Below are 19,326 nucleotides of genomic sequence, written 5' to 3'. Positions count from 1 at the left end.
ATCTTACCTGATTCTACTATATGCCTTCTTATACTTTAGTGGACTAGTGCCTGTGAGCTCTCTGAATTTTCGATTAAAATTTGATAAGGTCTTATAGCCACATTCATAGGCTATTTGCACAATCGACATGTCCTTACCAAGCAACAATTTACAGGCCAGACCAATACGTAATTCGGCCACAAAATCCGAAAAGGTTTTGTTAGCCCGGGCTTTAAAGTACCTGCTGAATGAAGTAGGAGTAAGGTTTGCCAATGATGCTGCCTGCTTTAACCGGATGTCACCTTTAAAATTGTTCAACACATAGGAATGCACTGCACGCATGCGTTCCGAGTCAGAATCAGTAACGGTATTTAAGTAGCCTTCCTTATTGATATATTCTACTTCATCAGAGGCTGCCAGAATGTTTAAGATTTGCAGTAAAGACAGAACACCGTCAAAACTTTCCTGGCGTAGCATGTTTTTCATTATTTTCCGGACAATATCCCTGGTGTTGCCTGTAATTTCCAATCCCCTGTTTGCACGATGTATCAGCTCCCGAATGTTCATCATTTCGTCCTTGTTCAAAAAGGCCTCTTCCATAAAATCGGCTGAAAAATAAATAACTATGCAATGGGTTCTCAATCCCAGATTTTGGAAATATTGCTCATCACTTCTCCATACGTGGGGCAGGTTTGATCCGGTAAATACCATATCGCCACTTTCAAAATGACTTATGTTATCACCGACAAACCTTGTGCCTGTTCCTTCCAGCACAACCACCAACTGGTATTCCAAATGAAAATGCCAATCAGGGTCGAAATATGGATCCATGAGCTCATGGATACGATAAGTCTTGGATTTGGGAATAGGTGATTTCCGTATTGCCTGTTTCATTATGTGACTAAATTGCCTAATTGAGTGATAATATAAACAATTATGGAAATAATACAGTCAAAATATGATAACTTCTTGGTTCTTGGAAAAAAGGCTCCTGTACTCTTGGACGTTTATGAGTTTGAACAGATTGCGTATAAAGAAAGGTTGAATTTCTTTATAGCATAATTTAAGGTTATTGCGCCGATCAATAACCCTAAAAACTTAATGAGTAGCATTCGATTCTGACCCCTGAGTCTCTTGCGAGCAATCTTTAATGCCTCATCCTCAGATTTTGTTTCAGCAGAAATTTCTAATTTTTCAAGAATGGTATTCACATCACAATTCTCAACAATCAATTTAACAACATCTTCTCTTTCTTTTATTTTGGTTAAAATCTAAGTTTAACCTACCAGCCAATTTGCGTAGTTCTGTCAGCAGTAGCCTGGAAAGAAGATGTTGCATTTTATCTTTAGTCATTTCAGCGAGTTTCACTATTGGTAAAGTCAAGTATTTATTTGGAAAGAGATATGTTTTTGTAACTGTAAACTCTCCAGGTGATGGTATTCCATAAAAAAGGAAATGCCTAGGCGTTAGTCTGTGACCACGCCCTTCATGTTTTTAAGGCGGATGCGCAGGATCTGTGACTGTGACTAGGGTTAATTAAGTGAGCCTTAAATAGAAAATGAGCACACATGCTAAATGGCTGTTTGCTATCCTATCACTCCCGAATTCGACCTTACACGAAAGAGAGGTAAGCCTACATTATCACTAATCACTCAAATAACTCAAAATACCTCTCCAACCTCTTCAAATCCTCCATGAAAAAGTTCGATCGAGAGCCAGTCGGCCCGACATAAAGGGACGTTTCATCAAAAATTTTCGAAATGTTCCTTTTTCATTAGTTAATGTAAATACCAAACACTCTCAAATTTAAAGAACTGGATTGGATGGGGTAAGTCGTTCGGTGGGCTTATTCCTTACGGCCGTTTATTCACAAAAACGAGGAAAGGTTACTATTACTCTAAATTCTAATTTCTTATTTGACTCCACTTATCTATATGTAGCTTAAAAGCTACCCTCATTTCTGTACTTCTCTTCTAGAACTGCTAGCTTATGCCCTAATCCGAAAACATCAGAAGGCTGATGTCTGGTCACCCTCAAAGTACAAAAAGGCACTTCATCATAAACAGTTTCAATAATTTCAAAATCGGTATTCCTAAACGTGTTATGATTTTCGATTGCTACTTTTTGGGCCTGAACTTAACATAGACTGAAGCCCATGTTAAATTAAGGATTTCCCTTAAAGATAAAAACAGGAACGCGATGTTGCCCAGGCCCAAATGGTATCCGGCAAAAAAACTGAACCGTTTTACCAGCAGAGACCTGGTCAATCGGCTCCGAGTCGAATTGTAGGCCAAAGCCCTGAGCACCAATTTCTCCGGCTTCGTCAAAAATCAGCATCAGACCAAAAGCCAGAGAAATAAAACTAATCCTCTCGCCGGTGCGCTGGTGTACAGTAGAAAGTGAAAAAAAAGCCAAACTCCAGGGACATTGGCTATGGCCAATAGCCTAAATTTAAAGGTGGTTTATGGCCGAAAAGCCAATACTATATCATATAAAACAGTTGCTGACAGACGTTGAAAGCTCACCAAGATGAAGTAATCCGGATGACCCATTGGCTAATGAGCTACTTGCAAAGAGCATTTGAATCAGCTACTTTTATATGTATAAACATGTAGCAAGCCTGCAGATTTTAACCTGGCGTTATGGAGCATAATATAGAGACGAAAGAAGAATCCATAAACTGAAAAGCCTGAATATTTTTTTAACTTGTATTTATGAACGAATTAGTCAACCATTTACCCCTAGAAAAACAAAAGGAACTCGATCTGCTTGCCGAATTACTAAAGCATTGCAAAGGCGTAGAAATGGTAATTTTGTTCGGTAGTTATGCCAGAGGAAATTGGGTAGAAGATATGTATGCAGAAAAAGGAACAATTTATGAATACAAAAGTGATTACGATATTTTGGTGGTTACTACTCATGATGATTTAAAGAATAACTACACTATAGAAAAAAAAGTCGCAAAGGAATCTGTCGGGAAAATTTTGACCAGTATTAGCTTGATTTTTCATTCCATAAAACACCTGAATCGAGCGCTTACCATGGGTAATTACTTTTTTAAAGATATCAAGCAAGAGGGGATAGTCTTATTTGATAGCGGTAAGTTCAAATTACAAAATCCTAAAAAGTTAACTCCTAAAGAATCTCAACAAAAGGCACAAGATTATTTTGATCAATGGTTTACAAGTGCGAATGGTTTTTTCGAAACATATAAATTTAACTTTGGGGAGCAATATTATCACTTAGCAGCATTTCAACTCCATCAATCTGTTGAAAGATATTACACCGCCATCTTATTAGTCTTTACTGATTACAGACCCAAAGAGCATGATTTAGAACGATTGGATTTGAGAGTAAGAAATTGTGATACTCGCTTTCATATTTTTCGCAGAGAAACTGATGAAGAGAAACATCTTTTTGAACTTTTACAAAAGGCTTATATTGATGCTCGTTACAAAATGGATGAATACAGTATTTCCAAATCAGATTTGGAGTATTTGGCAAACAAGGTAAGTCAACTCAAAGACTTGACGAAAGAGATTTGCGAAGAAAAGATAAAACAAATAGGCAATGAGTAATATTAAACTCTTTCAAAATAAAAAAATACATACGACTTTCAATGAAGAAGACCAGAAATGGTATTTCGCAGGAGACGATGTTGTAGCAGTTTTGACGGATAGCAAAGACCCTAGGCAATACGTCAAATGAATGAAGTTAAGAAATAAAGAACTTGCAAAAGGATGGGTACAAATTGTACCTATCCTTTTGATTGATAAGCCCGGAGGAAAACAAAAAAATGCGTTGTGCCAATACAGAGGGGCTTCTAAGCAATTTGCTTAAATTTTAGTATTTCTCGCAAATCCGAGACAAAAAAGTTCGATATTAATCTTCTTGCCATACGGACTTTATGCTGTTATCTTTAAGCTTAAATCAATCAGCCAGATATCTCTCAAATACCATTTTGATATGCTCCATGTAATGAGGGGCTACTTTTGTCGGATAGGGGTCGGTGTTATTAGCCCAATCATTTTCCCAGTCACTTATTTTTGAATTGGTTGTCTTCCAGTCCGGTTTTCTACCCGACGCCAGTGCTGCGTTGACGTCATCAAAAAACAATTTCCATCGGTTGTAGTTAAAATCGCCCATCATTCCACCATATTGACGTTGTGCATAATCTTTCAAACCTGTGTCTTTTGGCCCCCACTGGGTAATAAGATTACGGGCATTAAACTCGTAAAGTCTTAGTTGCTCCTCATTATGGGCGCGGTTGCGGGCTTTGTTAAGCCAGGTGCTTACCAAAAACATTGAATCGGAGGAGAGCACCAAATCCAAATCTTTTATGGCATCGAGATAGAATTGACTTCTTGCTTTAAATGCCTCAATATCTTTTTCGTTGTATGCCTTTTTCAGATCATGAAGTAACTCTTGGGATTTGTCGCTCATAGCCTGTCTGGTCAGGTCCACTATATCATACCTAAAAGTTTCCAAATGTTTGAAATCATCGCTTGCATTGATGAAATGATTGAGTGCCTGTTTCACCTTTTCAACGTCATAAAAAATATTTGCGCGGGCAAATGGCCCCTCTTTGAATGAAGGTGTCGGACGCATGGCTAAGTACGACCCCTGCGGACCGTGGCGCAATGTCTTACACGAATATACTGTATTGATTAATATGCGCCATGCTTCTTGCAGATCCGGATTCTCCGTACCATACCGGCGGCGCACATATCCCACAATCCATTGATCCAGATCAATACTTTCATTTTCCCAGACCATTGTTCCGAAAAGGTCAAAAATAACCGGATTTACTTCTATTCCTTCTGGCGTTAATCCTATGCCACATAAATTACCAGCATCAGGATTTTTAGTAATTGCAGGTAAATTTTCCACAATACTTGTTGCTCTGCCATACATTCCCTGCTTACCTCCCCAATTGTGCAACATATTCCAAATCCAGGCTTTGCCGTTATAGGCTTCGGTTCTGTTCCAAACAGGTTTTGCTGTCGAAAACAAATCCAGGATAATCATTTTATCATCAGGCGCACCGGCGAGTAGTGCATTTATACGGTCTTGCGTCCAATATTTGGAGTGGTGAAGAAAAAGCCATCCTTGCATGACCCATATGGCCTTAGCATCGGCAGATGCCATCGAGGAATATACCGCTTTGGATACTTCGGTCAGGTAGGAAGGTTCATTTGTCGGCGGATCCAATTCGTTGAAGGTATCAGCGCTGTAGAGGTGATCTGTTCCAAAAATTTTAATGGTTTCCGAAATGTATAGCCTGCCGATTTTCTGAAACAACTCATCTTCAGGCGAAAGTATATGGGTTCCCGGAAATTGCCCCCAGGGTTTCATTTTGGTAATTTTAGCATCGGGGTAATGTTTTGTTATCGATTCCGGGACATGTCCGGTGAATGCCGGCAATACGGGTTTCATTCCCAAGGATCGCTGCCGTTTAAGGATCTTTTTTTGTAAAGCCTCTTGTTCTTCGAACCATATATCCGGCAAAGGACCGCCAAAACTGTCTAAATTTCCCATCATAAACCATGGCAAATAAGAAGGTCCTGAAATGAAGTTTTTAATTTCATCTTTGGTTAAATTCAATTGCTGATAAACCTTCATTAAAACTGCTTCGTGGCCAGTAATAGCAAGCGGCATATTAATCCCCTGCAAAGCCATCCAGTCTATTTCCTTCTCCCAGCGTTCCCAATCCCAAAATGCCATGGTGTAACCAAAGGTGCAATAGTTCAAGTAATACCTGTACCGGTAAGGCGTTTCTATCCTTATCTTCTCATCTACCGTGGGCAACTGCTCTGGCATATTCACTTGTTGACCACACCACGAAATATGAACATTGCAATAGTTTTTAAGGTAATAATTGAAAGCCGACGCCATGGCTACTCCACTTGTTCCGCGAATGATCAGTTTGTCGGCCTTTGTTTCAAGTTCAATGACATCATTGGTACCATTACCTGCTATCTTTTCGAGGATGATATGTTGCTCTATTCCGGGAATAGTCCGTTGGATAACGCCATAGGCGGAAGTGATATCAGGGCTTATAGTTTCTTTGTTTCTTAATGTACAGGATGTGAAAATTAAGATTATAAATGCTGTTAGGTGGATAAAATAAGAATGTTTCATAATAAATTGTCAATTATTTAAAAAATGCTTTTTCTTATTTGATATTTAGAATAATAGTCAAAACCGGATTTGTAAAAAAAGTAGAGGCCGTCTCAATGACTCTGAGACCACCTCAAAAAAAATTGTTGTTTATTTAATGCTATTTTAAAACAAGCGTTTCATTAAATTGAACAAACCCCCCCTCGAATAGGCGATAGTTTAATACTATTTCCTTCGTGGCAGGATTATAAGCGTTGACAGAATCAGCAACTTTTTCCAAGGTATCCGAAAGTCCATCTGCGGGGGCTAAATCGATTGAATTGTCTCCATTAACTGTAATGATAATCTTCCAGTTTCGTGAAGACGGCCAATTATTCCCTAAACGACCAATGATGGTGTTCTCATTAACCATTTCATACTCTTTTTCAAAGCTTACCCAGGTTACGGGTTGAGCTAATTGATAATGGTCCATTTGCCCGGTAGATAGATAAACCCCTGCAAATTTTGAATAGGTATTGTTAAACCAATCCGAATCAAAGGCATCTATCGAAGTTTCGACACCATTAACAGAGGGGGTTGGCACAAAAAAGGTTCTGTGTTCTATGCCTTTTGTTGCGTCAATGTTTGGTAATTCTACAAAAATACTGTCACGTTTGACCGTTATTGATTTCAATGCTCCGGATAGATCAATATACTTTACCTCACTATCACGTATTAATTCTCCTGCCGGCGTAAACTTCATATAACCCCTGTTTTGATCATCAAAATATATTTTCTCCACGGGCCTTGCCTTCAAATTACTCCGAAACTTTTCATCATACACAACTCCAACAATTCCATCCGTTACCAGAGATTGATTACTTGCATTATTCCGGGTATACAATTCAAAGATGTAATTTCCACCGGCCAGGTTAGGTATAATGACACTTTTGACAGTGTCTTCGGCGTTAACAGGAACTGCCAAATTACCATCATTCCAAGAAATTACGGCTTCTTTTACATCGTGAGTACTCGTTAATTTCCATGTTATTTCTATCCTTTTATTTCCGGATTTGGTTTTAACATTTAGAGGACGGGGTAGATAAAGTACCTCCCCATTTTGGATATATTGTTCAAAGTTATCGTCCATATCATCACATGAATACAAGCCAATGACTATCAGTAAAGCCAGTAAACCTAAAAGATTCATATCAAATTTATTCATATCAATTACTCATTTATTTGACCGAAAAAGCTCATTTCACCGCATGATGCCCATGTTAGGTTAGAAAAGGTTTTGGTAACCTTAATTCTGATGAATCTTACTTCCGGAGATTCAACCGGAAATTCAAAGTCATGACCTGCAAAGGCAATCTCTCTATCTTCCACGGTAAAATTTTCTCTTCCCAGGGGAAGGCCTGAAGATTTAACAACCTGACAAGTGCGTAACTTTGTCCAATTTTCAAAGCTTCCCGAGGGGTCTAATTCTTTTGCCCCCCAAACTTCGAATTCTTCATATTGAGCATCGAAGTACAGGAATGTACCATTGCCATGAGTAAATTGCCAAAATTTCATCCTGCTCAACTTTGTCTCTACTCCCAGATCGAAAGTATAAAAGTAATTATCGGGCATGTCTCCATCCGGACAAATCAGTCTGTTGGCTGAATTATTATCCCACAATAAGGGCATAGTAGAATTCGATGAGGGATTCCATCTGGGAACGGCAGGCGTATCTCCCGGTAATATGATCTCCTTAAAATTCAGCTTGTCTAATGCCTGCTCTAACAAAGGCGTTAAAGATGCCTCTAAGGTATCCGATAAATTATCCCATCTATCTCTAACCACGGCTGCAAATCTATGCCCTGTGCTACCAAAACCCCTCAAAGACTGGCTTCCTTCCTGCCCTTCGGAATAAATCGTTTCAAACTCCTCCAACTCCACGACGCCTTCCAGACTATCGGGCCTTTGCATTACTATAATTGAAATTGGCGCTTTACCTGGATTTTTCCAGCTTACGTTGATACCCCCGAAAGTTTCTATTAATGCCACAGATGAAAAAATAGTCTTAACCGGTGGTATAAGCGTTTCGATTTCTACCGTTAAGGCATCTGATCTATTGCCACCTCTATCGACCGCATAAAGCGCTACCGGAAATTTACCGATGCTGCCAAATCCCTCAAGGCTAAGAGAGTCAACATATATTGAAGATCTAACCTGCATTTTTCTGCCATTTTCCAGGGTAAATTTCGCTTCCACAAAAAGCAAATCATCGTCCGTTGGCAACTTGTATTTAATGATTGCCCCTCCCGGTGTTGGTTTTACCTCCGATATTATAACCTGACCGGGAGCAACACCGTCATTGTAGATAGGTGAACGTTCATCTTCTTCGCATTGGAAGAAAAATATTGTTGTACTTATTAATAGCACAAAAAAGTAAATATTTTTTTTCATGGTATACCATATTTTCATTGTTACCAACCTGGGTTTTGCACAAGATTGGTATTCACAGTCAAAGTAAAAGTTCTAATCGGCCAGAAATAATCTTTCATACCGAATTCCTGATCATACAGCGCTGTCAAGGTATAAAAGTCATCTCTTGTTTTCCCCTCAATATTCCATCCCTGAATTGGGCCATTCATTAATTCAGTCGCCTTTTTCCATCTTCTTATATCCCAGAATCTATGCCCCTCCAAAGCCAGTTCAATTAACCTTTCATGCTGAATAATATCCCTCAGACCTTCTTGGGTAGTAGGTTTACCCGGATCAGTGGCAAAATTACCCCAGCTTTCAACCACGCCACTTAATCCTGCTCTTTTTCTGACAAGGTCGACATAGGTTTGAGCGCCGGAAAGGTCGCCGGTTTCATTTAAGGCTTCGGCATGAAGCAAATACAAGTCGGCTAATCTTAAAATAGGGAAGGCATAATTTGTCACGGAATAATTGTCACCGGTGCTAAAAGAATTCTTATAAAACACCAATTTTTTAGCGAAATAGCCGGTAATGCTAAAGTTCATAATTGTTCTCTTTCCGGCAGTTTCTCCGGATCTTGCAAAAACAAAATAAGGATTGTTTTCATCAAATCTGCCTTGACCATACCACACGCCTCTATCGAAACCCAAATCAGCATAAAATCTGGGTTCACGCTCAAAATGCAGCTCCGGAATTTCTTCACCTTCTTCTACGATTAAACTATCATCTGAAACCGCTGTTCTATAAGCTAAGATATCTTTTCCGGTCCAGGTTTTGTCTTCATCGATTGGAACGCCATGATTGGTATAGTACTGTTTGACAATTCTAAATGTAGGTGATAAAGCCTGAGGGGCAGCCCAAAATACGCCATTGATCAATTTGGCCTGCCCATAACGCTGAAGTGCATTCGTGCTGCTGCTACCTTTAGAATCTCCCCAAATTATCTCTGAATTCCATCTCTCCGTCACTCTTCCCCTTAAAGTGAGTTTCTGTAGGGTAAAATCAGATATGACGTTAAGTGGATCATCCGTAAATCGATACAATGTGATTCCCGCTTCCTGCGCATTTTGTATGGCTTCGGTCGTTGCGGCTGCAGCCCTTGCCCACTTTTGCGCATCAAAAGCGGAAAACAGCAATGCTCCGTTTGAGTTTGTAAAACCTGAATAATCACTATTCCCGTTGAATAACGGGCTTGCGGCAGTTACCAATACTTTTGCTTTTATACCCAGCGCAATAGGTCTGGTCACTCTACCCATATCATCGACCTGATCCTGCACAGCATTAGGCAAATCATTGGCAGCCTCATCCAATAAGGCAACGACAAAATCTACACATTCGTCAAATGGACTTCTTATTGATTTTACATCTTCCGGCTCGGCGCTAACCGGCACATTTTCTTGTACCAGGGGAATTGGTCCGTAAATTCTCATAAGATAGAAATGATAATAAGCCTTGAGAAATTTAGCCTCGGCTTTCCATTGTGCTTTTTCAATTGAATTCATTTCAAGCACTTCATCAATTCTATCGATAAATGTATTACAGACCCTTATGCCTTGGTAAATCGAAGCGCTGGCACCATTTTCACCTTCGTAATAATTCAAATAGGGTGCATTGGCATTTTGAAATCCACGGGCTATATTTTGAGGAATCGAATAAGTACTCCTTCTGAGTTCTTCATTTATCCAAAATTCGTCCCCTCCAAAAATTGCGGGATTACTGGTCATTGAAGCAAAGCCGGGTAGATATGAGTAACAGGTAAATAAATATTTTCTTGCGGATGCTCTATCAAAAAAAGCATTGTCAATCGTTGCTACGTTATCAGGAACAACGTCCAGATAATCCTGACAACTCGTCGGAACAATGAGCGCTGTGGCCATTAAAATATTTCTTAGCATTTTCATTATTTCTTAGATTAGAATGAAGCCATTAGACCTAAATTGTAAACTTTCTGAATGGGATAGGCTAAACCATTGCCGGCCATTTCCGGGTCCCACAATTTAAATTTGCTGAAAGTAAGGAGATTAGTTCCACTCACATAAACCCTCAAATTCCCAATCTTCCATTTATCAAGTAGTGTGTTCGGAAGGGTATAACCGATCTCTAATTGCTTTAGTCTGATAAAAGAACCATCTCTCATGAACCAGGTACTTCTTTGCAGGTTGTTTTCAACAAGTTGCGCGGAAAGCCTGGGCCATAAAGCATAAATATCCTGGTTTTCCTCGCTCCAATGGCTATCTGCATATACCTGAAGCAACGCATTGTTTTCAATAGCTCCTGATGATGCGGGATCCACAAACGGTGCGGTCGCTTCGGCGTCTATCCAAAAACTGCTTCTGGCCGACCCTTGAAAAAATGATGAAATATCGAAGTTTTTGTACCCCATTGACAGACCAAAGCCATATACAATCTCAGGGCTGGTTGGGTGTCCTATGGGCACCCGATCTCTAAAATCAATAACGCCATCCTCATTGATGTCTCTATACTTTATATCTCCGGCGCCGTAATCACCAAATTGCATGGGAGAATTCAATACTTCCGCTTCGTCTACAAATAATCTTTCCGCAACATAGCCCCATTCCTGGGTAATTGGCTGCCCGTTACGTGATAACCAGGGAGTAGTTTGGCTGTAATCCGGTTCTTCAAATAACTTGAATTTACCGACGGCATAGGTAAAGTTAACTCTGCCTGTCATCCAAAATGCATTGCCAAAATCCTCATTGTAGTCAATTGAAAAATCAATTCCCTGACTTTCAGCCTTTCCAATATTCGCTCTTACACTAGCTTCTAACCCCAAACTTGGCGGTATAAAAGCCCGATTCATAAGAATGTTTTCCCTATTTTCCTTAAACACATCAGCCAGGATAACGATCTTATCATCAAACAGATTCATCTCCAGTCCCAAATTGACTTTGGTAGCTGTTTCCCAGGAAATTAACTCATTCTCATACCTGTCAATACTTACTCCGGCTCTAAAATTGTCTAAATCTGTTCCAAAAAGCGCTCCACGAGCGTTGTTATCCAGGTTGACCTGGGATAAATAAAAGAACCGGTCATCTTCACTGCCAATTTCATCATTACCCACTAAACCGTAGCTTGCTCTTATTCTAAGTCTGGAAATGGTTGGTTTGAGGTTTTCGAAAAATGGTTCATCCGAGACAGACCACCCCACCCCAAATGACGGGAAAAATCCGAAACGGTTATTTTTAGCAAATCTTTCGGATCCATTGTAACCAAAATTAAACTCTACAAAGTATTTACTATTTAATCCATAAGTAAATCTTCCGGAAAGTCCCATGTTTCGGAATGGAAGGGATTTTTGAAGATTTCCGGCATTGTTTCTAAGAGAAGATCTTTGCAGATAAACAAGCAATCCGCTTATTTCATGTTTTTTATTAAATATTCGCTTATAATCCACGGAAGCCTGAAGATAAAATGAAGTGCTTACATCGGTCGGCCCCTCACTGTAATCTAAATCTTCTCTACCGAATTCTTCATTGAGCGGAAGTAATTTATGCGTTTTGGTTTCTCTATTAAACAAGGCAGAATAATAGAATGGCGCATACTGCCTTCTGATATCAAAAAAAGATCTTCTGTTGGTATTGACAAGCAAATGACCTGACAGTCCCTGCGCAATTGAATTTAAGTTTTGCTTAATTTCCAATTGTGAAAGAAGTAAAGTTCTGCTATAGTCCCGGTAGCCTTTTAAAAGATCAGCATAAGGGTTTAAAGCAAATTGTCCACTCTCACCACCGGAATTTCCAAATAAGATGTGTCTTTTAAATTTTGTATCTTCATCGGGTTCGAAGTATTTTGGATAAAGCACCGGGTTTGTTCTGAGTACCTTGCGATAAATATCGGTTGCTCCATCTATGGGACCTCTGTAATCATCGAATGTTCCGTTAAATCTTATGATTACCTCAGTAGACCGGGTCATATCGATATTTACATTCGACCTGACAGATATCCTTTTCAGATCCACATTACTGTTAAAATCGTTGCGCTCATCCACGCTCAATACCCCCTGGTCTCTGCTAAATGATGTAGCTAAATAATACCTTACGATATCCCCGCCACCGTTAACATTAACATTGGCTCTCTGACTGGTTGTATAATCTTTAAATAATTCACGCTGCCAATCAGTAGCAGGAAACACGACAGGGTTATCCCCTGCAATTGTACCTGCTATTTTTGTTTCGGAATACGGTAATGCTTCCAGCGGATTGCGCGTTCTTATAGCCTCATTATGTAATCTCATATAGGTGATAGGATCTGCAAACTTAATATCTTTAATAGGTGTGGAAAATGAATTTTCAATGCGGGCAGTAACCTTCGCTTTTCCTTGTACACCCTCTTTTGTAGTCACCAGAATAATGCCATTGGCGCCACGCGCTCCGTATATGGCAGTTGTGGTAGCGTCCTTCAAAATTGAAAAGCTTTGAATATCATCAGGTTGAAGTCTTGCAAGATCATCAGTTGATAATTCGACGTTATCAATCAGGATTAAAGGACTTGTCTTTAACCCAAAGGTCGTTACCCCTCTTATAAAAAACTGTGCATTATCCTCTCCTGGTTCTCCATTTCTTTGATAGGATATAAGACCGGACATTCTACCTGAAAGCGCAGTGGTAAGGTTACTTGCAGGGATTCTTAATTCCGAAGGTTTTATTGATGACATGGACCCTACTATACTTTCTTTCTTTTGCGTACCGAAACCGACTACAACAATTTCATCCAGCTTTTCTACGTTCGGAAGTAAGTTAATATTGATCTCAGACCTGCCTGCTATCGATATCTCTTCGCTAATATAGCCGATATAGGAAAAAATAAGCGTGGTGGCTTCATCGGGAACACTTAGTTGGTAGGTGCCGTCCACGTTGGTTACCACTCCTATTTCAAAACCTTTTACCTTGATATTCACACCTGGCAATTCTTCACCATTCTCATCGGTAACTTTACCGGAAATTATCCGATCGTAATTTTCATATTCTTTACTATGTAAATAGGGATCAGAATTATCTGTTTTGAGTGAGACATGGATGTTTTCATTGACCCTTCTGAATTTTAGGTTAGCATCTTTGGACATCAACATAAGCACCCGGGCCAGAGATTGGTTCCTGCTCCTGATATTAAACTTTTGAAGTTTATCAATAACAGCGCTATTGTAGGTAAAACTGAATGTCGTTTTATTTTCCAAATCGGCTAGCGCCATGTCCAAATTGACGTTCTTCCAATTTAAGCTTACCCGAACGTTGTGTATGCTTTCATTTTGAGCAGTTCCATTTCTTGCCAAAAGCAAGTTAAGCAAGAAGGTCTGTAAAATTATACCAAACAATAGGTGCCTAGACATGACCAAGATTTGTCTTAGTAATTTTTCATTCATAATTTAGAGGTATTAAAATGTAATAGTTTTAATGAAACCTATTCAATATTCGATTTGTGGATATTTGAGATATTGGATAGGTAGCCGGATTTGATATTTATATTAAATCCGGCTCTTTTTAGCTTGTTTTAAACATTTCTTTATTGATTAATGTGTAATTATTATTTCTTTTTTATGGATTTTGTAATTGAATTTTTCGGAGGTATAATTGATCCCGTCCAGCACATTTGATAAACTCTCGTTATTAAACCGTCCGTTATACTTCCCTTTGAAGAAGTAACCATCCGGTAGCACGAACTTAACCCGGTACCAGCGCTCCAACCGACGGATTACCTCCTCTTCCTCAGCTTCCGCAAATACCAATTTACCTTCTGTCCAGCCCAGGCTTACTTCATAGTCAAAGCTTTCCTTTGAGATCCGGTTTTCATGATAAACTACCGATTCATTGGGCTTTAGCGTAATGGAATTTCCATTTATGTCATTCACAATTACTTCACCGCTGACCAACATCACCTGGATTTTATTCAAAAGTGTATCACATTTTATTCCCAGAGAAGTACCGGTAATCAGGGTTGTGACATCCCCGGTTTTAATATAAAATGGTCTGCTTTTGTCTTTTGCTATTTCAAAATAGGCTTCCCCAACAAGATGGATCTCGCGTATATCTTCAAGAAACTTTTCAGGTATCCGGATATAACTGTCCCCTCTGAGCTTCACTACCGAGCCATCCTCCAGGGTATATGTACTGCTGAACTTGCCCACACTCGACTTTGTGAGCAAGCCAGGAGCAATGGTCTGATCTTGACGGATATTGAAATAAATGAAACTCAGGGCTGCTAAAATGGAAATGGTAATTATTGCGGCAATCCGTCTTAGTAATATGAATCTATCGGGTTTTTTTAGAAGAGCTTCTTCGAAATTGCTGTTTTCTCTGATGAGGTTTTCCAATACCTCGTTGGAATCCGCCTCAGGGAAATTAAATTTTTGGCCGTAGTTCAGAGAAATAATAATCTCTCTGGCCAGAGCGACTTCCCGCTTCTTATGGGGGTGTGTTTTTATCCAATTCTCCCAAAAATAATTGGCTTCACTGCTTTGTTCCCGTACCCAGCTAATAAAGAATTCATCCTGAATAAAGTCTTCTACCTTATACGCTTCGTATTTCATACTACATAAATAAATCCAAATCGACTTTGATTGTTATCTATGTAGTAGGGGTTTCAGGTTAAATTACCCCACATGAGCGAAAATTTTTTTTAAAAGTTTTGGTGTGATATGGTAGCCAAACATCAATAAGACTGCTGACAACAAAAGCCTTCTCAGTGTGGTAATGCCCCTGTAAATAAGTTTTCTGCTATATTTATCAGTCTTTAATCCCATTATTTGTGCCACTTCATCATGTGTGAAGCCTTCATAATAAAAAAGCAGGATTGCTTCCCTTTGTCTTTCGGGAAGTTTGTTTAATGCCATTTGTAAATTACTTTTTCTTTCCTCATCCAGTTGAGCATCGATTAATTTTAGTTCCGGTGAAATAATGATCTCGAACTTTTTACCTTCCGGTTCCTTGATCAACCGGTATTTTTTCTCTTCCGCCATGTCTGCCATCAATTTGCGCCTCAGGATTTTGTACAAATAATATCTTATCGACCTGACTTCGGAGAGATGCTTTGATTTTTTTTGTAAATAAAAAAATGTCTCCTGAATACAATCCTTGATCATTTCATGGTTGAAACAAAATTGCATTCCATAATTATAAAGGAGTTGGTTGTAAGTCTTGTATATGTATATGAAAGCCTCTTTATTTCCCCCTTTGTATGCTTTCCATATTTCAGAATCGGTTGACTCGGACCAGGGATAGTTATTCTTACTGGGGTGCTTACGTTCAATTGGATCATTTTTCTGTGAAAGGGGAATTCCCGTGCTAACAGTTTTCATGTGATCAGCTAATAAATTTTTCAATGTATAAAAAAAGTATTGTAAAATCAAGTGAGCTGGGTTATGTAAAACGGAAATTGAGGCGGGGATTTTTAGCGTTAAAATATCCGGGGCATAGGTTCTGTCAATGGCATAATTCCTGCAAAAAGCGTATGAAGCGGCAAGGCCATAGTTAAGGATCATCATTCTTCTATTGCGCCCCTTGTTGCTTTAAAAGATTGAATTTTTTCATCAGTGTAGTAAGTGGTATTGCCATTGCCAAAGGCCCGGATTGTAACGGTTCCTTCGACGCTAAGCCATTTTACAGCTCATTGCCGAATGAATGTCGCCGGTACGAAAACTACCTCAAAACTTTAAAAAAAATTTCCGCTCATGTGGGGTAATTTAACCTCAACCCCCTACTATATAGATAAAAATCAAAATCTAACATTCACCGAGATGTCATACGAATATGTCATAGATGATCCTGGTACATCAATGCAATCAACTTTTTTTGATGATGATAAAGATAATGCGCTTGATCTAAATGCAGTTAATTACCCGATTGTGCCATGTACTGATATAGGTTCGAATCCGGTCTACAATTAAAATTGGCATTAAACCATACATTATTGTTGCCTGTATCATAAGATCTATCATTCCGGATCCGGGATTGGAACAAATGTCTGTTTATAAATTCAAGAAATCTGAATTATTAAAAAAGAAAAATTATGCATCACATCATCAAGACTGAATCAGTCGAAATTAAATTCCAAGATAAGCTTCAAGACCGGATGGAAGAATGGTCAAGTTCCAAAGATATTTTTCCGCATAGACCCATTGGAGAATCAGTGGATATGGCTACAACGCTTTGGATTAAATATGGCGAAGAAATAACTTTACCTTAATAATTATTGATACAAATGAGCTATTTAGGATTTGATATAGGAGGAACCTGGATTAAAGGTACTTATTATAAAGGCTTATTCAAATCGACAGATAAGTCTGCTAATAAGATGAAATATCTTGAAGTAAAAAAAGTAAAAAGTCCATTTCAAGCAAATGCCAATCCGAAGGATTTAGTTGAAAGTCTTGATGAAATAATTACTTCATTCAATATAAATAAAGGCGAACTGAAGGGGATAGGAATTTCAACCACAGGTATTGTCGATTATGCGGGCACTAAAATAATAGCTATCGATCCCTATTTGAATTTATTAAAAAGCCGTGATTGGATATATGCATTGGAAAACAATTATCAAACGACTGTAAGTTTGATAAATGATGCTGATGCTGCCGCGATAGGTCTGGCGGAGTCAGGATATCTTAATGGGAAGAAAGCCATTGGTATTATGCCTATTGGTACCGGATTAGGACTCTCAATTTGGCGAAATGGCAGAAGGTGGCGACCTGCTAAATTATTGCCACTCATAGGCAGTATTAAAACTATTTATGGTGACTTCAATGAATTAGCCAGCGCATCTAAACTGGCTGCAAAATCGAAAAATAGTAATCTTGTTGACATATTTTGCGAAAAATCATATCAAGACTTACGGGAAGCTTATATACTTGAATTGGCATGCATCATATACAGTACTTCAATCATATATGGACTTGATGAGATAATTATTTGTGGAGGATTAGCAGACGTAAGTTGCTATGCGAGTTTTCCGCTAGAAAAAAGGTTGCAAGAGACGATCGATGATTTTTTAAAAGATAGTGATCATGCATTGACAGTAAGGAGGGCGGAAGAAGGAAATCAATTGCAGTTAATCGGTGTTCTTGCTTTAGCAAATGCCAACTCAATTGCACTAAAACAACAATGGAAGCCACCCTATAATACCCTCGTTACAGAGATGCCATATGACCATAAAATGCAGCTTGAAAATATGCGTAGTTCTAAAATAATTGAATCACTTTGGAAAGCAGAACAAGAAGCGGGAACGGCGTTAAAGTCTAACTTGCCCATTATAGCAGACGTATGCGAGGAATGTGTTACAAGGTTAGAAAAAGGGGGGAGAATTATTTATGTAGGTGCAGGAACTAGTGGAAGAATTGCCGCCATGGATGCTGTTGAGATTCCCTGCACCTACGGTTTTCCTGAAAGTCATATAATTACCCTCGTTGCCGGGGGTATAGTTGATGCTGCTTATGAAATTGAATCGAATTTTGAAGAGGATGCCAGTGCAGCGCCAGAAATGTTACTGCTAAATATCAACAAAAACGACATTGTAATTGGAATTTCTGCTAGTGGAACGGCATTTTATGTTCAATCTGCACTGGCATTTGCCCAAAGTCGCGCTGCTTTAACCATTTTTATCATGACATCGGCTCTTTACAAGAAGCTTCCATTTTGTAATTATATAATTCCTTTGCATTCAGGTAATGAGGTTATTGCAGGATCTACCAGAATGAAGGCCGGAACATCGACGAAAAAAGTTCTTAATTTTTTATCTACCACACTAATGATCCGTTTAGGTAAGGTTAAAGGTTCTTATCTGATTGACATGAAATGCTTAAATAATAAATTAGTGGATCGGGCCCATAATATACTTACATCTCAATTCAATTTAAATTCCGAGCAAGCATCAGAATTACTTGAACAATCGGGCATGAGCATTGACAAAGCGGTTAAATTACTTTTAAATAAGTAAGGTATTCAAACCCTTATCAATAGCACTATCAAAATCTGAAAATTCCTTTTGGCCTTTTTGCACATCCATATCGAATACGCACCATATTTCGTCATATTCTTTATCTCCGTTTTTTACAATTGATTGTAAAATAACAAATTGAATAAAATACAAAAAATTGAATATCATTGAATAGATTTATAAAAAAATAACAATTAATAAAAAATAAGACAATACATATGGATGTGCAATTATATAGATTAAAAGTAATAAAGGGAAAAGAGCGCATTGCCGAAGAATGGTTAGCCTTTTTAAAGGCTAATAAAGAAAGTGCTGAGAAAACATTGGAAAATGAAAAAGTTTATTTTGAAGCATACTTTAAAGAAAGTATTGAAAATCAAATGTACATATACTTATTTCTGATGAGTAAAGACCATGAGTTTGCTAATAACACAGCGACCAACAGTTCGGATGAATTGGATAAAAAACATTTTGAATATATAAAAGCCTGTATAGATCGAAGTGAAGGCAACATTATGAATTCAGAAGTTTTTATGGATAACCTAAAGGATAAAGTGTAAATTTCACACAATTCTTTCTTGACAAGAAATTAACAACAATCAAATTGAAATGACGCTTTTGGGAATAATAGATAAAACCCATAAAGAACATTGACAATAAGTAACGCGCTACAACAAATAAGCATTCCTGTGGCCAGGCCGAACATGAATGCGATGTTGCACGAATGTGTACTAGTCTATGGAATTTTTGTACCACGGAACATTATCTAAGCGTCTTTTTAAAAAAGAAACATAGCACTGCCGATATTTATCTAAAGCCGCTTTCTTAGTCAGT

The 19,326-nt window shown here is 38.5% G+C and carries 14 protein-coding genes; 5 read left to right on the top strand and 9 right to left on the bottom strand.

Annotated elements, in window-relative coordinates; all coding sequences use genetic code 11:
* Nucleotides 1-3: 3 nt before the first annotated feature.
* Both AC04NP_RS23560 and AC04NP_RS23555 read right to left on the bottom strand, forming a co-directional pair.
* Nucleotides 4-873: an AraC family transcriptional regulator gene (locus AC04NP_RS23560; protein ID WP_482862440.1), complete on the bottom strand. Its 870-nt coding sequence runs from the start codon at nt 871-873 to the stop codon at nt 4-6.
* Between the two features lie 1,269 nt (nt 874-2,142).
* Nucleotides 2,143-2,394: a hypothetical protein gene (locus AC04NP_RS23555; RefSeq protein WP_482862439.1), complete on the bottom strand. Its 252-nt coding sequence runs from the start codon at nt 2,392-2,394 to the stop codon at nt 2,143-2,145.
* A gap of 299 nt (nt 2,395-2,693) precedes the next feature.
* Here AC04NP_RS23555 and AC04NP_RS23550 point away from each other — a divergent pair, with 299 nt between their 5' ends.
* On the top strand, nt 2,694-3,557 hold the full coding sequence (locus AC04NP_RS23550) for a HEPN domain-containing protein (protein ID WP_482862438.1): 864 nt from the start codon (nt 2,694-2,696) through the stop codon (nt 3,555-3,557).
* Between the two features lie 130 nt (nt 3,558-3,687).
* Nucleotides 3,688-3,819, top strand: a complete 132-nt coding sequence (locus AC04NP_RS23545; RefSeq protein ID WP_482862437.1) for a hypothetical protein — start codon at nt 3,688-3,690, stop codon at nt 3,817-3,819.
* A gap of 90 nt (nt 3,820-3,909) precedes the next feature.
* Here the strand turns inward: AC04NP_RS23545 and AC04NP_RS23540 are convergent, their stop codons facing one another.
* From AC04NP_RS23540 to AC04NP_RS23510, 7 genes are all read right to left on the bottom strand, one after another.
* Complete coding sequence (locus tag AC04NP_RS23540; RefSeq protein ID WP_482862436.1) at nt 3,910-6,120, bottom strand: alpha-N-acetylglucosaminidase; 2,211 nt, start codon at nt 6,118-6,120, stop codon at nt 3,910-3,912.
* Between the two features lie 139 nt (nt 6,121-6,259).
* Nucleotides 6,260-7,303 (bottom strand): DUF4998 domain-containing protein, encoded by a 1,044-nt coding sequence (locus AC04NP_RS23535; RefSeq protein WP_482862435.1) that lies wholly within the window; start codon nt 7,301-7,303, stop codon nt 6,260-6,262.
* 5 nt (nt 7,304-7,308) lie between these two features.
* Nucleotides 7,309-8,529, bottom strand: coding sequence for a DUF5000 domain-containing lipoprotein (locus AC04NP_RS23530; protein ID WP_482862434.1), 1,221 nt, complete (start codon nt 8,527-8,529; stop codon nt 7,309-7,311).
* Nucleotides 8,530-8,549: 20 nt separating this feature from the next.
* Nucleotides 8,550-10,448: a RagB/SusD family nutrient uptake outer membrane protein gene (locus AC04NP_RS23525; RefSeq protein WP_482862432.1), complete on the bottom strand. Its 1,899-nt coding sequence runs from the start codon at nt 10,446-10,448 to the stop codon at nt 8,550-8,552.
* An 11-nt stretch (nt 10,449-10,459) separates the two neighbouring features.
* A complete protein-coding gene (locus AC04NP_RS23520) occupies nt 10,460-13,894 on the bottom strand; it encodes a SusC/RagA family TonB-linked outer membrane protein (protein ID WP_482862431.1) in 3,435 nt (1,144 codons plus the stop codon).
* Between the two features lie 180 nt (nt 13,895-14,074).
* Nucleotides 14,075-15,091, bottom strand: a complete 1,017-nt coding sequence (locus AC04NP_RS23515) for a FecR family protein (RefSeq protein WP_482862430.1) — start codon at nt 15,089-15,091, stop codon at nt 14,075-14,077.
* Between the two features lie 63 nt (nt 15,092-15,154).
* Nucleotides 15,155-15,859 carry an RNA polymerase sigma factor gene (locus tag AC04NP_RS23510; RefSeq protein WP_482862429.1) on the bottom strand — a complete coding sequence of 235 codons (705 nt, stop codon included), beginning with the start codon at nt 15,857-15,859 and terminating at the stop codon, nt 15,155-15,157.
* A gap of 710 nt (nt 15,860-16,569) precedes the next feature.
* Here AC04NP_RS23510 and AC04NP_RS23505 point away from each other — a divergent pair.
* The 3 genes from AC04NP_RS23505 to AC04NP_RS23495 all read left to right on the top strand — a co-directional run bounded on the left by AC04NP_RS23505 (nt 16,570) and on the right by AC04NP_RS23495 (nt 19,052).
* Nucleotides 16,570-16,746, top strand: a complete 177-nt coding sequence (locus AC04NP_RS23505; RefSeq protein ID WP_482862428.1) for a hypothetical protein — start codon at nt 16,570-16,572, stop codon at nt 16,744-16,746.
* Nucleotides 16,747-16,761: 15 nt separating this feature from the next.
* Nucleotides 16,762-18,492 carry an N-acetylmuramic acid 6-phosphate etherase gene (locus AC04NP_RS23500; protein WP_482862427.1) on the top strand — a complete coding sequence of 577 codons (1,731 nt, stop codon included), beginning with the start codon at nt 16,762-16,764 and terminating at the stop codon, nt 18,490-18,492.
* Between the two features lie 218 nt (nt 18,493-18,710).
* On the top strand, nt 18,711-19,052 hold the full coding sequence (locus AC04NP_RS23495) for a DUF6176 family protein (RefSeq protein ID WP_482862426.1): 342 nt from the start codon (nt 18,711-18,713) through the stop codon (nt 19,050-19,052).
* Nucleotides 19,053-19,326: the final 274 nt, after the last annotated feature.

This window comes from Agaribacillus sp. DX54 (assembly GCF_056858335.1).
Note: the sequence above shows the minus strand (reverse complement) of the source record. Positions and strands in the feature narration are given on the sequence as shown.

Bases quoted from the DNA above. Each gene is read 5' to 3' on its own strand.
- AC04NP_RS23560 (WP_482862440.1), bottom strand. From the start codon at position 873: ATGAAACAGGCAATACGGAAATCACCTATTCCCAAATCCAAGACTTAT.
- AC04NP_RS23550 (WP_482862438.1), top strand. From the start codon at position 2,694: ATGAACGAATTAGTCAACCATTTACCCCTAGAAAAACAAAAGGAACTC.
- AC04NP_RS23545 (WP_482862437.1), top strand. From the start codon at position 3,688: ATGAAGTTAAGAAATAAAGAACTTGCAAAAGGATGGGTACAAATTGTA.
- AC04NP_RS23540 (WP_482862436.1), bottom strand. From the start codon at position 6,120: ATGAAACATTCTTATTTTATCCACCTAACAGCATTTATAATCTTAATT.
- AC04NP_RS23535 (WP_482862435.1), bottom strand. From the start codon at position 7,303: ATGAATAAATTTGATATGAATCTTTTAGGTTTACTGGCTTTACTGATA.
- AC04NP_RS23530 (WP_482862434.1), bottom strand. From the start codon at position 8,529: ATGAAAAAAAATATTTACTTTTTTGTGCTATTAATAAGTACAACAATA.
- AC04NP_RS23525 (WP_482862432.1), bottom strand. From the start codon at position 10,448: ATGAAAATGCTAAGAAATATTTTAATGGCCACAGCGCTCATTGTTCCG.
- AC04NP_RS23520 (WP_482862431.1), bottom strand. From the start codon at position 13,894: ATGTCTAGGCACCTATTGTTTGGTATAATTTTACAGACCTTCTTGCTT.
- AC04NP_RS23515 (WP_482862430.1), bottom strand. From the start codon at position 15,091: ATGAAATACGAAGCGTATAAGGTAGAAGACTTTATTCAGGATGAATTC.
- AC04NP_RS23510 (WP_482862429.1), bottom strand. From the start codon at position 15,859: ATGAAAACTGTTAGCACGGGAATTCCCCTTTCACAGAAAAATGATCCA.
- AC04NP_RS23505 (WP_482862428.1), top strand. From the start codon at position 16,570: ATGCATCACATCATCAAGACTGAATCAGTCGAAATTAAATTCCAAGAT.
- AC04NP_RS23500 (WP_482862427.1), top strand. From the start codon at position 16,762: ATGAGCTATTTAGGATTTGATATAGGAGGAACCTGGATTAAAGGTACT.
- AC04NP_RS23495 (WP_482862426.1), top strand. From the start codon at position 18,711: ATGGATGTGCAATTATATAGATTAAAAGTAATAAAGGGAAAAGAGCGC.